The 14,563-nt window shown below is 70.2% G+C and carries 11 protein-coding genes; 1 reads left to right on the top strand and 10 read right to left on the bottom strand.

What is annotated here, in order from left to right:
• Positions 1-115: 115 nt before the first annotated feature.
• The 10 genes from ppdK to R9Z33_RS20560 form a co-directional block, all read right to left on the bottom strand.
• Positions 116-2,791 (bottom strand): pyruvate, phosphate dikinase, encoded by a 2,676-nt coding sequence (gene ppdK, locus R9Z33_RS20605; RefSeq protein WP_318648446.1) that lies wholly within the window; start codon positions 2,789-2,791, stop codon positions 116-118.
• 11 nt (positions 2,792-2,802) lie between these two features.
• Positions 2,803-4,998: a glycine--tRNA ligase subunit beta gene (gene glyS, locus R9Z33_RS20600; protein WP_318648445.1), complete on the bottom strand. Its 2,196-nt coding sequence runs from the start codon at positions 4,996-4,998 to the stop codon at positions 2,803-2,805.
• A 2-nt stretch (positions 4,999-5,000) separates the two neighbouring features.
• A complete protein-coding gene (locus tag R9Z33_RS20595) occupies positions 5,001-5,861 on the bottom strand; it encodes a glycine--tRNA ligase subunit alpha (RefSeq protein WP_318648444.1) in 861 nt (286 codons plus the stop codon).
• A gap of 144 nt (positions 5,862-6,005) precedes the next feature.
• Positions 6,006-7,661, bottom strand: a complete 1,656-nt coding sequence (gene ggt, locus R9Z33_RS20590) for a gamma-glutamyltransferase (protein ID WP_318648443.1) — start codon at positions 7,659-7,661, stop codon at positions 6,006-6,008.
• Positions 7,662-7,706: 45 nt separating this feature from the next.
• Complete coding sequence (locus tag R9Z33_RS20585; RefSeq protein ID WP_318648442.1) at positions 7,707-9,797, bottom strand: TonB-dependent receptor; 2,091 nt, start codon at positions 9,795-9,797, stop codon at positions 7,707-7,709.
• Between the two features lie 40 nt (positions 9,798-9,837).
• Positions 9,838-10,353 (bottom strand): hypothetical protein, encoded by a 516-nt coding sequence (locus R9Z33_RS20580; protein ID WP_318648441.1) that lies wholly within the window; start codon positions 10,351-10,353, stop codon positions 9,838-9,840.
• Between the two features lie 66 nt (positions 10,354-10,419).
• Complete coding sequence (locus R9Z33_RS20575) at positions 10,420-11,130, bottom strand: maleate cis-trans isomerase family protein (protein WP_318648440.1); 711 nt, start codon at positions 11,128-11,130, stop codon at positions 10,420-10,422.
• Positions 11,131-11,147: 17 nt separating this feature from the next.
• The gene (locus R9Z33_RS20570) at positions 11,148-11,981 is read right to left on the bottom strand and encodes an ABC transporter permease (protein ID WP_318648439.1); all 834 of its coding nucleotides are present in this window, start codon (positions 11,979-11,981) and stop codon (positions 11,148-11,150) included.
• The gene (locus tag R9Z33_RS20565; protein WP_318648438.1) at positions 11,981-12,781 is read right to left on the bottom strand and encodes an ABC transporter ATP-binding protein; all 801 of its coding nucleotides are present in this window, start codon (positions 12,779-12,781) and stop codon (positions 11,981-11,983) included. The genes R9Z33_RS20570 and R9Z33_RS20565 overlap by 1 nt, the downstream gene beginning before the upstream one ends.
• A 153-nt stretch (positions 12,782-12,934) precedes the next feature.
• A complete protein-coding gene (locus R9Z33_RS20560) occupies positions 12,935-13,954 on the bottom strand; it encodes an ABC transporter substrate-binding protein (protein WP_318648437.1) in 1,020 nt (339 codons plus the stop codon).
• Positions 13,955-14,072: 118 nt separating this feature from the next.
• Here R9Z33_RS20560 and R9Z33_RS20555 point away from each other — a divergent pair, with 118 nt between their 5' ends.
• A complete protein-coding gene (locus tag R9Z33_RS20555; protein ID WP_318648436.1) occupies positions 14,073-14,489 on the top strand; it encodes a rhodanese-like domain-containing protein in 417 nt (138 codons plus the stop codon).
• The last annotated feature ends 74 nt before the right edge of the window (positions 14,490-14,563 follow it).

Below are 14,563 nucleotides of genomic sequence, written 5' to 3'. Positions count from 1 at the left end.
CCGCGAACCGCCTGCGAAGGGCCCGGCGCGAGCGCGGGCCCCTCTCTCAAATCCCCATGAGTGGTTTCCAAAGGCCTCGGCCTTTGGTGGGGGTGCGGGGGCAAAGCCCCCGCGGTCACGCCGTCCGGTCGGTCCGGCCCGCGCTGTCCAGCGCGGCCTGCGCCGCCGCGAGGCGGGCGACGGGCACGCGGTAGGGCGAGCAGGAGACGTAGTCGAGCTTCACCGTCTCGCAGAACTGCACCGAGGCCGGGTCGCCGCCATGCTCGCCGCAGATGCCGAGCTTGAGGCCCGGCTTCACGCGCCGGCCCTTCTTGGCGGCGATCTTCACCAGGGCGCCGACGCCTTCCGGATCAATGGAGACGAAGGGGTCCTTCGGGATGATGTTCTTCTCGACATAGGCCGGCAGGAACTTGCCGGCGTCATCGCGCGAGAGGCCGAAGGTGGTCTGCGTCAGGTCGTTGGTGCCGAAGCTGAAGAAATCGGCGGATTCGGCGATGGAGTCGGCGGTCAGGCAGGCGCGCGGCAGTTCGATCATGGTGCCCACCATGTATTCGATGGTGGTGCCCGCCTCGGCGAAGACCTGCGCCGCGATGCCCTCCACCTGCCCGCGGGTGATGTCCAGCTCGCGCTTGGACATGACGAGCGGGATCATGATCTCGGGGATCGGCGCCGTGCCGGTCTCCTTCGCGACGGCGATGGCCGCCTCGAAGATGGCGCGGGCCTGCATCTCGTAGATCTCGGGGTAGGAGATGCCGAGGCGGCAGCCGCGATGGCCCAGCATCGGGTTGGCTTCCGAGAGATCGGCCGCGCGGCGCTGCATGGCCGAGGCCTCGACGCCAAGGCCGACGGCCACTTCGGCGATCTCCTCCTCCGTGTGGGGCAGGAATTCGTGCAGCGGCGGGTCGAGCAGGCGGATGGTCACCGGCAGGCCGGCCATGATGCGGAACAGCTCGGTGAAGTCGCTGCGCTGGAAGGGCAGCAGCTTGGCCAGCGCCGCGCGACGGCCATCCTCGTGCTCGGCCATGATCATCTGGCGCACCGCGCCGATGCGCGCGGGGTCGAAGAACATGTGCTCGGTGCGGCAGAGGCCGATGCCCTCGGCGCCGAACTTGCGCGCCGTCTCGGCATCGAGCGGGGTTTCGGCATTGGCGCGCACCTTCATGCGGCGCACGCCATCGGCCCATTCCATCAGCTTGGCGAAATCGCCCGAGAGCTTGGGCTCGATCATCGGCACGGAGCCGAGGAAGATCTCACCCGTCGCGCCATCCAGCGTCACGACGTCACCCGCGCGGACGACATGCCCGCCGGCCGAGAGCGCCTGTGCCGCGTAATCCACCGCGATGCCGCCCGCACCGGCCACGCAGGGCCGGCCCATGCCGCGCGCCACCACGGCGGCGTGGCTGGTCATGCCGCCGCGCGTGGTGAGGATGCCGCGGGCCGCGTGCATGCCGTGGATGTCCTCCGGGCTCGTCTCGATGCGGACCAGGATGACGCTCTCGCCCTTCTGCGAGCGCATCTCGGCCTCGTCCGAGCTGAACACCACCACGCCGCAGGCGGCACCAGGCGAGGCGGGCAGGCCCTTGCTCAGCAGCTTGCGCGGCGCCTTCGGGTCCAGCGTCGGGTGCAGCAGCTGGTCGAGCGAGCCGGGGGCGACGCGCTTGATGGCCTCCGTCTTGTCGATCAGCCCCTCGGCGCACATGTCCACCGCGATCTTGAGCGAGGCGGCCGCGGTGCGCTTCCCGTTGCGCGTCTGCAGCATGTAGAGCTTGTTCTGCTGCACCGTGAACTCGATGTCCTGCATGTCCTTGTAGTGCTTCTCCAGCACGTCGCGGACGCGGACGAGTTCCTGGTAGGCGGCGGGCATCACCTCTTCCATCGGCTTCTCGCCGGGCTTGGCGCGGAGCGACGACATGGGCTGCGGCGTGCGGATGCCGGCCACCACATCCTCGCCCTGCGCGTTCACCAGGTACTCGCCGTAGAACATGTTCTCGCCGGTCGAGGGGTCGCGCGTGAAGCAGACGCCCGTCGCGCAATCCTCGCCCATATTGCCGAACACCATGGCCTGGACGTTGACCGCCGTGCCCCAGCTCGCCGGGATGTCGTGCAGGCGGCGATAGGTGTTGGCGCGGGCGTTCATCCAGGAGCCGAAGACCGCGCCGATGGCGCCCCAGAGCTGGTCATGCGGGTCCTGCGGGAAGGGCTTGCCGGTCGCTTCCGCCACCACGTCCTTGTAGCCGCTGGCCACGACCTTCCAGTCCTCGGCGGTCAGCGCCGTGTCCTCGGCCACGCCGCGGTCGAGCTTCACGCCCTCGATGATGTCCTCGAACTGGTGATGGTCCACGTTCAGCACCACGGCGCCGAACATCTGGATGAAGCGGCGATAGCTGTCCCAGGCGAAGCGGGCATCGCCCGAGGCGCGGGCCAGGCCCTCCACCGTCTGGTCGTTCAGGCCGAGGTTCAGCACCGTGTCCATCATGCCGGGCATGGAGACGCGGGCGCCCGAGCGGACGGAGACGAGCAGCGGCCGTTCGGTGTCGCCGAACTTCAGGCCCACGGCCTCTTCCACCCGCGCGAGGGCGGCGTTGACCGCCGCCTTCAGGTCGGCCGGGTATTGCTGGCCGTGGTCGTAGTAGTAGGTGCAGACCTCGGTCGTGATGGTGAAGCCGGGGGGGACGGGCAGGCCGATGCTGGCCATCTCGGCCAGGTTGGCGCCCTTGCCGCCCAACAGGTTGCGCATGTCGGCGCGGCCTTCATTGTGCCCCGCGCCGAAGCTGTACACCCACTGGGTCATCCGAGTTTCCTTCAGGATTCGATCTTGGACAGGTCCGCCACTTGGTCCATGGCGCGCCTGAGCCGTGACAATAGCCGCAAACGGTTCTGCCGTAACGAGGGGACCGGATCATTGACCATGGTCAACTCGAAGAAGGCATCCACCGGGGCGCGCAGCGCGGCGAGGCTGCCCATGGCGGCGGCGAAATCCTCGGCCTCCAGGGCCATTGCGACGCTGGCCTCGGCCGAGGTGAGGGCCGCGTTCAACGCCTGCTCCTGCGGCAGGGCCAGCAGCGCCTCGTCCACCGGGCCGCCATGCGGGCCGTCCTTCTTCTCCTCGATGCGGAGGATGTTCTGGGCGCGCTTGTAGGCGGCCAACAGGTTGGTGCCGTCCTCCGACTCGACCAGGCCCTGCAGCGCATCCGCGCGGGCCAGGATGCGCAGGATGTCGTCATCGCCGACCAGGCTGGCGGCGATGATGTCATGCCGGGCGCCCTCGGCGCGGAGCTGGACGCGCAGGCGCTCGGCGATGAATTCGCGCAGCGCGCCGCTCGTCTCGTCCCGGTACTGGGCGTAGCGATAGAGCGGGCCGTGCCCCTCCTCCTCCGGGATGACATTGCCGCCGATCGGCAGCGCCTTGAGCCCGAGCCAGGGGAAGGCCTCGTCCAGCCGGTCCAGCTCATGCTGCGCGGCGGTGACATGGGTGTTGTAGATCTGGCCGATCACGGCCGCGCTGTGCTCCAGGAAGGGCACGCGCAGGGGAAGCCTGAGCCGCGCCTCGCGCACGATCCGGATGAGGCCGAGGGCCGCGCGCCGCAGGGCATAGGGATCGCCGCTGCCGCTCGGCTTCTCGCCGATGATGAAGAAGCCGGCCAGCTGATCGATCTTGTCGGCCAGCGCGACGGCGATCGCCACCGGCTCCCGCGGCACCTCGTCGGTCGGCCCCAGCGGGCGATAATGCTGGGCGATGGCATCGGCCACGCGCGGATCCTCGCCCTGCAGGCGGGCGTAGTAGCCGCCCATGATGCCCTGCAATTCCGGGAATTCGCCGACCATGCCCGAGGCGAGGTCCGCCTTGGCCAGCCGGGCCGCGCGGTCCGCCAGGGCCGGATCGGCGCCGACCATGGGGGCCAGGTGCGCCGCGAGCTTCGCGATGCGCTCGACGCGCTGCGCCTGGGTGCCGAGCTTGGCGTGGAAGACCACGCCCTCCAGCTTCGGCAGGAAATCTTCCAGGCGTTGCTTGCGGTCCTGGTCCCAGAAGAAGCGCGCATCGGAGAGGCGGGCGCGCAGCACGCGCTCATTCCCGGCCACCAGCGCCGCGCCGCCATCACTCGCGGAGATGTTCGCCACCAGCGCGAACCAGGGCGCGGCCCGGCCATCGGGGTGGCGCAGCGCGAAATAGCGCTGGTTCACGCGCATGGAGGTGCGCATCACCTCGGGCGGCAGGTCCATGAAGGCGTCGTCAATGCGGCCCAGCAGCGGCACCGGCCATTCGACGAGGCCCGCGACCTCGGCCAGCAGGCCCTCATCGGGCACCACCTCCAGCCCCTTTTCGGCGGCGAGTGCTGCGACGCCCTCGCGGATCATCGCCAGGCGCTCGGCGGCGTCGGCCACCACGTAATGCGCGCGCAGCTGCGCCAGGTAGTCGGCATGGCCGGCCACGGTGATGGCGCCCGGCGCATGCACGCGGTGGCCCTCGGTCACGTCGCTCGCGATGAGGCGATGCGCGGCATCCTCGCCGCGGGCGAGGCGGACCGGCACCACGCGCCCGCCCAGCAGGCAGAGGATGCGCTGCAGGGGGCGCACCCAGGTGAACTGGCTGACGCCCCAGCGCATGCTCTTGGGCCAGGGGAAGGCCCAGAGAAGCTCGGGCAGCGCCTTCATCAGCAGTGCCTCGGCCGTGATGGTCTCGCCCGGCTTCACGAGGACCAGGAAGCCGTTCTGCTCGACCAGCATGTCCGCCGTCGCGTTGTGCTTCTTGAGGAAGCCGGCCAGCGCCTGTTCCGGCGCGCCGATGCGCGGCCCGCGCTCCTCCTTCGCCGCCGTCTCGGCGGAGAGGGCCATGTCGGCGACGAGGCCGATGCGGCGCGGGCCATGGAAGCCGCGCGCCTCGCCCTGGAGCAGGGGCGCCAGGGCCGGCTTGATGAGGCGGCACAGGTCTTCGGCGGCCCGCGCCTGCATGCGCGCGGGGATTTCCTCGGTGAGGAGTTCGATGAGCAATTCGGGCATGGTCAGGCGGCCCCTTCCAGCCAGCTTTCGCAGCAGGCCTTCGCCAGCGCGCGCACGCGGCCGATATAGGCGGCGCGCTCGGTCACGCTGATGGCGCCGCGCGCATCCAGCAGGTTGAAGCGGTGGCTCGCCTTGATGCAGTGGTCATAGGCGGGCAGCGCCAGGCTCCGCGCGACGAGGGCGTGGCATTCCTGCTCCGCCTCCTCGAATTGCCGCTTCAGCAGCGTCACGTCGGCATGTTCGAAGTTGTGGGCGCTGTATTCCACCTCGGCGCGGTGGAACACCTCGCCATAGGTCACGCCGCGGCCGTTGAAGTCGAGGTCATAGACGTTCTCGACGCCCTGGATGTACATGGCCAGGCGCTCCAGCCCGTAGGTCAGCTCGCAGGACGGGACCTCGCAGGGGATGCCGCCCACCTGCTGGAAATAGGTGAACTGCGTCACCTCCATCCCGTCGCACCAGACCTCCCAGCCCAGGCCCCAGGCGCCCAGCGTCGGGCTTTCCCAGTCATCCTCGACGAAGCGGATATCGTGCAGCGCCGGATCGAGGCCAAGCGCCTTGTAGCTCTCCAGCAGCAGCGCCTGCGGGTCGCGCGGGCTCGGCTTCATGATGACCTGATACTGGTAGTAGTGCTGCAGCCGGTTCGGGTTCTCGCCATAGCGCCCGTCGGAGGGCCGGCGCGAGGGCTGCACATAGGCGGCCGACCAGGGCTTCGGCCCCAGCGCCCGCAGTGTGGTCGCCGGGTGGAAGGTGCCGGCCCCCATCTCCATGTCATAGGGCTGAAGGATGAGGCAGCCCTGCGCCGCCCAGTAGCGGTGCAGGGTCAGGATCATGTCCTGGAAGCTGAGCGGCTGTGTCGTCATGCGGGGCTTCTAGCGCCGTGCCACGCGATCTCCAACGGGCGCGCCCCATGATCGCCCTTGCCCGACGATCCGGCCGCACCGCGGCCGGCGCCGCCCATGAGCGCCAACCACCGGGCGCGCCCGGCGCCCGGGGGCATCACGAAACTACTTCACCACATCCGGGAAGAAGCGCACGCCCGGCGAGGCCGGCCCGCCGCCGATGCCCACCGGCGCGCCATCCGCCCGCCAGCAGGAGGCGCCCTCCATGATCCCGTCCTCATGGAAACGGATCGCCCCCATGCCGCCCGCGACATGCGGCACGGCCAGCGGCTCATGCCCCATCCCGGCCAGCGCATCGCGCGTCTCCGCGCCGAAGCCGGGCTCCAGCTCCAGGGGCCCGCCCATGGTCCAGGCGCGCGGCGCCTCCACCGCCTCCTGCACCGACATGCCGTGATCCACCAGGTTCATCACCGCCTGGAAGGTCGAGGCGAAGATCCGCAAGCCGCCCGGCAGGCCCAGCGCCGCCCAGGGCTTGCCCTCGCGCCGCAGGATCAGCGGCGACATGGAGGTGGTGACGCGCTTGCCCGGCTCGATGGACTGCGCGAGGCCGGGGCGGGGGTCGAACAGCGCCATGTAGTTGTTCGGGATCAGCCCGCTCTCGCGCAGCAGGATCTTCGCGCCGAAGAGGCTGTTGATGGTGTGGGTGCAGCAGGCGATCCGCCCTTCATGGTCGGCTACCGTGATGTGCGTGGTGTTGGCGCTCTCGCGGTTGGAAAGGCCCGCGACCCAGGTCTGGGCGCGCGCGAGGTCGAGGAAGGCGCGGCGCTCGGCCGCGTATTCCTTGCTGATCAGGCGCGCCACCGGAACCTTCAGGAAGGCCGGGTCCGCCGTCGCCACCGCGCGGTCGGCGAAGGCCATCCGCAAGGCTTCCGCGATCAGGTGCAGCGTCTGCGGCGTGCCGAAGCCGCTGGCGGCGATGTCATAGGCCTCCAGCAGGTTCAGCATCTGCAGCACATGCACGCCGCCGGCCGAGGGGGGCGGCGGGCCATAGATCTCGATGCCGCGATAGGTGCCGCGCACCGCCTCGCGCCGGATCACCTTGGCCGCCGCCAGGTCATCCGTCGTGATGATGCCGCCCTTGCGCGCCAGGTCGTGGCTGGCCGAGGTGCCGAGGTCGCCCTGATGCAGCGCATCCGCGCCCTCGGCCGCGATGGCGCGCAGCGTCTCGCCGAGCGCGGCGTTCACCAGCCGGGCGCCGGGCGCGAGCGGCGCGCCGTCCGGCAGGAAGAGCCGCGCCATGCCGGAATCCAGCGCGAGGTCCGGCGCCGTCTCCTGGATGCACTCGTTGAGATAGCCCGAGACGGTGAAGCCGCGTTCGGCCAGCCGGATGGCGGGCGCGATCACATCGGCCATGGAGAAGCGCCCATGCCGCTTGAGCGCCGCCTCCCAGGCGAGCAGGTTGGCCGGCACGGCCACGGATTGCCCGCCGCGCAACTGGCGATGCGGCTCGCGACCCTCGAACATTTCGGGGCGCGCGGCGAAGGGGGCGCAGGCCATGCCGTCCAGCACCTCATGCGTGCCGTCCGGATGCGCGAGATGCATCAGCCCGCCGCCGAAGAGCCCCACCATCATCGGCTCGCAGACCGAAAGGGCGAGGATGGCGGCGACGGCGGCATCCACCGCATTGCCGCCTTCCGCCAGCATCTGCGCGCCGGCGGCACTCGCCGCCGGGTGGTTGGTGACGACCATGCCCCGCGCGCCGGTCGCCGGCTGCTTGCGGGTGGTGAAGACGGTGCCCGCGCGGGCCTGCCAATCGCTCATGGGCGAAGGCTCGCGCGGATCGCGGCCACGCCGCAAGGGGGCGGCTCAGAAGGCGCGCGACAGACCCGCATAGATGGCACGGCGCGGCAGGAATTGCGGCGCGCCGACGCCGATGCCCGAGCCGTCGCGCAGCTGCACCACCTGGTCCGTCACGTTGATCAGGTCCACGCGCGCGGTCCAGGCGCCACCGTCATAGGCGCGGAATTCCTGCGCGAAACCGAGGTTCATCGTGGCATAGGCGGGCTGCTTCTCGCTGTTGGCGAAGCCGCGCCGCAGCCCGTTGCCGTAGAAGGCGGTGGCCGAGGCGCGCGCCCCCTCCCAGGGGCGATAGCTGATGCCGCCCGAGGCGGTGATGAGCTGGTCATGGTCGGTGCGGACATATTTGCCCGCGATGTAGCTCAGCTCCTCCGGGTCGAAGTTGAACTGGCTGCTGCGGATATTGGTGCCCGTGGCGCGCGAGAGGGTGAGGTTGGCGAAGACGCTGAGCCGCTCCGTCGTCCATTGGCCGGTGAACTCGATGCCGTAGCTCTGCCCGCGCGCGTAGTTGAAGGGCGTGAAGACCAGCGCCCGGCCGAACTGGCCAAGGTCCAGCATGTCCGTCGCCTGCTTGTACCAGGCATTGCTGCCGAGGGTGAGCTCGGGCGTGACGCGCTGCGAGATGCCGGCCGAGAAGTAGTTGCTGCGCTCGGGCCGCGGCGTGGCGCCGGTGGTGCCCGGCGGCGCGCCGGTCGTGTCCGCGAACTGGCCGACGGTGAAGGGCGTGATGAGGTCCTGGGCGGGCGGCGTGAAGTAGCGCGCATAGCCGAGGGTGAGCGTCGTGCCGTCCCAGGGGCGCCAGACGGCGTTGATGCGCGGCGAGACCTGGCCCGCCTGCACCGCCTGGTCGGCATAGTCGCCGCGCAGGCCGAAATTCAGCGTGAAGCGGTCGGTGATGCGCCACTCATCCTGCAGGTAGATGCCATAGAGCCAGGAGGTGCGGCTGTTGTTGTTGATGACCGGGAATTGCGCGTCCAGCACCTCGCCATCCGCATCGATGGGGAAGACGAAGGAGGTGTTCCAGGCGCGCACGCGCTCGGCCATCGTCATCAGGCCGAAGCGCAGCGTGTGCTCCGCATTGAGCCGGTAGGAAGCATCGGCCTGCACGCCCGCCGCCTGGGACAGTCGCTGGATGCCGGACGCCACGCCGTTGAAGGCGAGCTCCCCCTGCACATCCGGGATGTATTTGGTGGAGGAACGGCGCGCGAATCCCGCCACCTGCCAGTCCAGCGCGGCCTCGCTGCCCTGCAGCGCCACGATGCCGAACTGGTTGCGCTCCCATTGATGCGCGTTCAGCCGGGCGCTGTCGAAATCGGTGATGCCGTTCACCGGGTATTCCTGCGGCTGGCCCGGATTGTTCGGCATCTGGAAGCGGTTGGCCGAGGCGCCGCCGATGAAGCTGATGCGCGTGGATTCCGTGACCGGCCGCGAGACGGAGAGCAGGCCGCGATACTGGTTGGTGCGGTTGTGGATGGAATCGTAGGAGCCGGTCGGCGGCTCGATCCCCTGCAGGCTCTGCTTCGCCGTGCCCATGGCGAAGACGTCCCAGCCGTCGAACACGCCGGCATAGCCGATGGAGGGCTGGAAGGTGCGGAAGCTGCCGCCATAGATGCTGGCCCAGCCGCCGGGGTTGGAGGCGCCCGAAATCAGGTTCACATCCACCACGCCGCCGGTGCGGTACCCGAACTGCGCGGGCAGCGAGCCCGTCAGCAGTGAGAGCGAGCGCACCCCGCGCGCATCCAGGAAGGCGCCGAAGCCCTGGATGCCCTCGGGGATGGTCACGCCATTGATGCGGTATTGCAGGTTGCGGTGCTCACCGCGGATGTGGATCTCGCCGAAGCTGTCCTGCACCACGCCGGGGAAGGTGAGCAGCAATTCGTTGATCGGCGCCTGCACGCCCTGGGGCAGCCCCTCGATGGCGTTGCGGTCGAGCGTGGAGACGGTGGCGCCGAGGGTGGGGGAGATGGTGTTGCGCGCCGCATCGAGGCGGCGGGCCTGCACCACCGTGTCCGGCACCTCCACCGCCTCCTCCGCGCGGGCGGGAAGGAGGGTCGCGCCGAGGCCGAGGGCGGCGGCGGAAAGGCGAAGGACTGGGTGCATCGGATGGACTCACATGGTGATCATCCGAAACGTTATGTTATTACATTAACCACGCCAAGGGGGGCGCCGGCAGCGGCGGGAGGTCCTCCGGCACGGGCGGCCGCGCGGCCCAGAGCGCATCGAGCAGCGCCACCACATCATCCGCGAAGGGCTGGGGGCCGGGGGCTGCAATGGGGGGCAGCGGCGGTTCCGCTGGCAGGGTGGGCAGCGCGGGCGGCAAGCCCGGCGGCAGGGGCCCGGCCGGGAGGGCGAGTGGCATCGCTGGCACCAGGACGACAGGCTCCGGGATCGCCGGCTCCGGGATCGCGGACCGCGGGGCCACCGGCTCCGGCGCCACGGGCGGCGGGGGCATGGCGGCGGGCGTGGGCGGCAGCGCCTCCAGCCCCGTCGGGGGCAGGGGCATGATCAGCGCGGGCTGCATCGCTGCGGGCTCGGGCAGGCTGGCCGGCGGCCGGGGCGCGAGCGCCGGGGCGGGCTCCGGCGTGGCCCAGAGGAAGGAGAGGTCCTGCGGCGCGCCGAGGAGCCAGGGGAGGCGAGGGGGCGGAGCGAGAAGCATGGCCCTGGATACAACCAGGACCTGAATCTCGCAACCAATTTTTAATCAAAAAAGAGATTATTCACGTTATCCGAGTCGAAACAGCCGATCCTCGCGCCGGGGTTGCGCCCCGCCCGCCGCCCGGACGCCACCCCAGAGCGAAGCGGCCACCGAATCCACAACCATGACGCCATGCCGCTCCTCGATCTCCCGCGCCGCCGGCAGGCCGCGGAAATTGGTGCAATGGATGGCCACCGCCTCAGTCGGCGCCTCGGCCACGGCGGATTCCATCAGGGCGCCCACCTTCGCCGCACCGTGCAGGGCGAAGCTGTAATTGCCCGGATCCTCCAGGTGCCGCTCCGCCGTCACGGCGAAGCCCTCGCGCGTCAGGTTCGCGATGATCGCGGCCTGCACATCGGCGAGATAGGGCGTGACGAGCGCGAGGCGGGTCATCCCCGCCAGGCGCAGCGAATCCCGCAGCGCCAGCGTCGCCGTGGTCGCCGGGATCCCGGTGCGGGCGGTGATGGCGGCACAGAGCGCCTCATCCTGCGCGAAGCCGAGCCAGCTGCCCGAGGTGCCGGCCCAGCAGATGGAATCCACCTTCGCATCGGCCAGCATCTCGGCCGCCGCCAGCACGGGGGCGGGGTCGAATTGCTGGTTCGCCGCCTCGCCCAGGTTGATGGCGAGCACCCGGAACCGCGCGAAATGCGCGGTGATCTCGGGGGCGTCGCGCAGCAGCCAGGCCATGGCCGGCTCGAGGACGGTGTTGGAGGAGGGGGTGAGGAATCCGAGGCGCATGCGCCCGGGTTAACCCCTTAACCTCCCGGCGTGAAGTTCTGCGCGTCCTGCCCGCGCGTCGCCCAGCCCGTGGTGCGCCGCTCGATGAACTCGGCGATCCAGTAGAGCATGATGCCCATCATCCCCGTCACGATCAGCCCGGCGAACACCAGGGGCACGTCGAAGCGGGAGGAGGCCACCATCATCAGCCGCCCGATGCCGGCATTGGGTGCCACGCTCTCGGCGATGATCGAGCCCACGAAGGCCACCGTGATCGCGATCTTCAGCGAGGCGAAGAAATAGGGCATGGCGCGCGGCAGGCCGACCTTACGGATGATGTCGGAGGGCTTGGCGCCGAGTGCGCGCAGCACGTCCCGCAATTCCGGCTCCACGGTGGCGATGCCGGTCGCGACATTCACGACGATCGGGAAGAAGCTGATCAGGAAGGCCGTGATGATCGCGGGCCAGACACCGATGCCGAACCAGATGATCAGCACCGGCACCACCGCCACCTTGGGGATGGAGTTGAAGGCGATCAGCAGGGGATACAGCCCCTTGTAGACCAGGGTGGAGGAGCCGATGGCGATGCCCAGCAGCAGCCCCGCCACCACGGCGAGCCCGAAGCCCGCCAGGGTGGAAAGCAGGGTGTGGATGCTGTCATCCAGCAGCGGCTTCCACCACTTCACTGCGGCCGCGAAGACGTCGCTCGGCGCGGGCAGGATGAAGGTGGAAATGCCGAACAGGTCCGTCGCCAACTCCCAGGCCAGGAAGGTGCCGGCGATGACCAGCCAGGGCAGCCAGGCCTGCAGCGTGCGGCGGCGGCGGGCCGAGGCGGCCATCGCCTCGATGCGGGTTTGCGCCTTGCTCGACATCAGGTGACCTCCTCCCCCTTGCGGGCGAGCGCGATGAAGCCGCGCAGCTCGGCCACCAGCTTCGTGAATTCGGGCTCCACCATCGTCTCCTGCGTGCGCGGCCGGGCGAAGGGCACCTTGCGTTCGGCGATGATGCGGCCGGGCCGCGCGCTCATCACCAGCACGCGGTCGGCCAGATAGCAGGCCTCGCGCAGGTCATGCGTCACCAGGATGACGGTGGGCTTCCGCGCCATCCAGACCTGCTGCAGCACGTCCCAGAGATCCTCGCGCGTGAAGACGTCGAGCGCGGAGAAGGGCTCGTCCAGCATCAGCAGGGGCGGCTCATGGATCAGCGCGCGGCACAGGCTCGTGCGCTGCTGCATGCCGCCCGAGAGCTGGTAGGGGTATTTCGCGCCGAAGCCCTCGAGGCCCACCAGCTTCAGCAGGTCCAGCGCCTTCTGCTCGTATTTGGCGCGCTCGGCGCGGAGGCGCTTGCGGTGCTCGGGCACCACTTCCAGCGGCAGCATCACGTTGTCCAGGATGCTGCGCCAGGGCAGCAGCGTCGGGTTCTGGAAGGCCATGCCGACGAGGGAGAGGGGCCGGTCCACCTCCTCGCCCGCCACCACCACATTGCCGTCCGTCGCGGGCCAGAGGCCGGAGACCAGGCGCATCAGCGTGGATTTGCCGCAGCCCGAGGGGCCGACCACCGCGATGAACTCGCCCTTCTCCACGTTCAGGCTGCAATCCTGCAGGGCGAGCGTGCCCTCGACCCCGCCATAGCGCATGGCGACGCGATCGATCTCGACGAAGGGGCGGGTCATGCGGGGCTCCGGGCTGTCCTGGGGTCTCGGCTTCGCCGAGAGCTAGCAGCCTGGGCCGGCGCTTCCCACCACGCGCATGCGGGGGGATGGGTGCGCCGCGCCCGGGCTGCCTCGGAATCGGGCGGCCGCGCCGCGCTGCCGCCCGGGAAGCATTCAGATGCGGCGTTGTTCCGCGGGCGGCAGGAAGTCGGGCAGGTAGAACTGCCCGGCCTGGACCCGCGCGGGCAGGTTGAAGGCCCCCTCCACCGCCGCGATGCCGGTCTGCATCCGGGTCATGTCCACGGCCGAGAGGCCGTTGGCGCGGACATTGTCGGTCATGATCACGCGCTCGACATTGAGCTGGTGGCGTTCCATCTCGAGGGCCGCATCGGTCAGCGGCTCCACCTGGCGCAGCACCTGGATCATGCCAGCGGGATTCGCCAGCGTATCGCGGAAGCCGCGGATCAGGGCGGCGACGGCGCCGCGCACCACGGCCGGGTTGCGCTCGGCATAGGCGCGGGTGGTGAGCAGGGCGCCGCCATAGAGGTTCAGCCCGTGGTCGTAATACATCATGATCCGCTGCTGCGGGATCTGCAGCCCGATGCCCTTCAGCGCCAGGGCGGAGGTGGTGACGAAGCCGGTCACCCCATCCACCTCGCGCCGCACCAGCATGGGCTCGCGCAGCGCCGGCGCCACCGAGAGGAAGGTGACGCGGCCCGCATCCACCCCCGCGGCCCGGGCGAAGGCGGGGAAGAGCTGCCGGCCGGAATCGAAGTCCGGCGCGGCCAGGCGGCGGCCCTCCAGGTCCTTCGGCGTGCGGATCGGCCCATCGGCGCGGGTGATGACGCAGAGCGGCGCGCGGTCATGCAGCACGGCCACGCAGATCAGCCCGCTATCGGGGTTCTGCGCCAGGAAGCGGATGGCGGGGTTGATGTCGGCATAGCCCATCTCATGGCTGCCGGCGGCGAGCGCGGGTGGCACGCCGCCCGAGCCCTGGCCGCGATCGATCTGCACATCAATGCCCGCCTCGCGGAAATAGCCGCGCTCCCGCGCCACCAGGGCGAAGGCGTTGGGCGACTGGAAGGCCCAGTCCAGCGTCAGCCGGAGGCGCGTGCCGGGCTGGGCGCGCAGCACGCCGGGAGCAGCGAGGGCGGCGGTTCCGGTGGCGAGGAGCAGATGGCGGCGCGGCGTCATGGCGTTTTCCCCTGAAGGCAAGGCCGCCCCTCTAGCAGGGCGGGCGGGACCTCGCACCCCCCTCATTGCTGCCGCCCGCCGGACTCCCCATTCTCTCGGCAACCCTGAGGAGAACACCATGACCGGAGTGCCCGACATCTCGCCCACCGACACCTGGGCCGCGCTGGAGCGCGACCCCAACGCCGTGCTGGTGGATGTGCGGACCGATGCGGAGTGGAATTTCGTGGGCGTGCCGGATCTGTCGGCGCTCGGCAAGCAGGTGGTGCTGATCCCCTGGCAGGTCTTTCCGGGGATGCAGGTGAACGGCCATTTCGTCGAGCATCTCCGCAAGGCCGGCGTGACGGCCGAGAGCCACGTCTTCTACATCTGCCGCTCCGGCGCGCGCAGCCTCGCGGCCGGCCAGGCGGCGCAGCATGCGGGCTTCCCGCATGCCTACAACGTGGCCGATGGCTTCGAGGGGCCGGTGGACCATGAGGGGCATCGCGGCAATGTCGCCGGCTGGAAGGCCGACAAGCTGCCCTGGCGCCAGCGCTGAGCCCGGCGCCGGCCCTCACCGCCACCGCCCTGCTGCTGGGCGAGCGGCTGGAGCTGCGCGGCCTCTCCCGCGGC

The organism is Sediminicoccus rosea (assembly GCF_033547095.1).
Classification (GTDB): domain Bacteria; phylum Pseudomonadota; class Alphaproteobacteria; order Acetobacterales; family Acetobacteraceae; genus Roseococcus; species Roseococcus rosea.
This window is presented reverse-complemented; position numbering and strand designations above follow the sequence as displayed.

Excerpts from the sequence above, each read along its gene's own strand:
- ppdK (WP_318648446.1), bottom strand. The coding sequence starts at position 2,791 with ATGACCCAGTGGGTGTACAGCTTCGGCGCGGGGCACAATGAAGGCCGC.
- glyS (WP_318648445.1), bottom strand. The coding sequence starts at position 4,998 with ATGCCCGAATTGCTCATCGAACTCCTCACCGAGGAAATCCCCGCGCGC.
- R9Z33_RS20595 (WP_318648444.1), bottom strand. The coding sequence starts at position 5,861 with ATGACGACACAGCCGCTCAGCTTCCAGGACATGATCCTGACCCTGCAC.
- ggt (WP_318648443.1), bottom strand. The coding sequence starts at position 7,661 with ATGAGCGATTGGCAGGCCCGCGCGGGCACCGTCTTCACCACCCGCAAG.
- R9Z33_RS20585 (WP_318648442.1), bottom strand. The coding sequence starts at position 9,797 with ATGCACCCAGTCCTTCGCCTTTCCGCCGCCGCCCTCGGCCTCGGCGCG.
- R9Z33_RS20580 (WP_318648441.1), bottom strand. The coding sequence starts at position 10,353 with ATGCTTCTCGCTCCGCCCCCTCGCCTCCCCTGGCTCCTCGGCGCGCCG.
- R9Z33_RS20575 (WP_318648440.1), bottom strand. The coding sequence starts at position 11,130 with ATGCGCCTCGGATTCCTCACCCCCTCCTCCAACACCGTCCTCGAGCCG.
- R9Z33_RS20570 (WP_318648439.1), bottom strand. The coding sequence starts at position 11,981 with ATGTCGAGCAAGGCGCAAACCCGCATCGAGGCGATGGCCGCCTCGGCC.
- R9Z33_RS20565 (WP_318648438.1), bottom strand. The coding sequence starts at position 12,781 with ATGACCCGCCCCTTCGTCGAGATCGATCGCGTCGCCATGCGCTATGGC.
- R9Z33_RS20560 (WP_318648437.1), bottom strand. The coding sequence starts at position 13,954 with ATGACGCCGCGCCGCCATCTGCTCCTCGCCACCGGAACCGCCGCCCTC.
- R9Z33_RS20555 (WP_318648436.1), top strand. The coding sequence starts at position 14,073 with ATGACCGGAGTGCCCGACATCTCGCCCACCGACACCTGGGCCGCGCTG.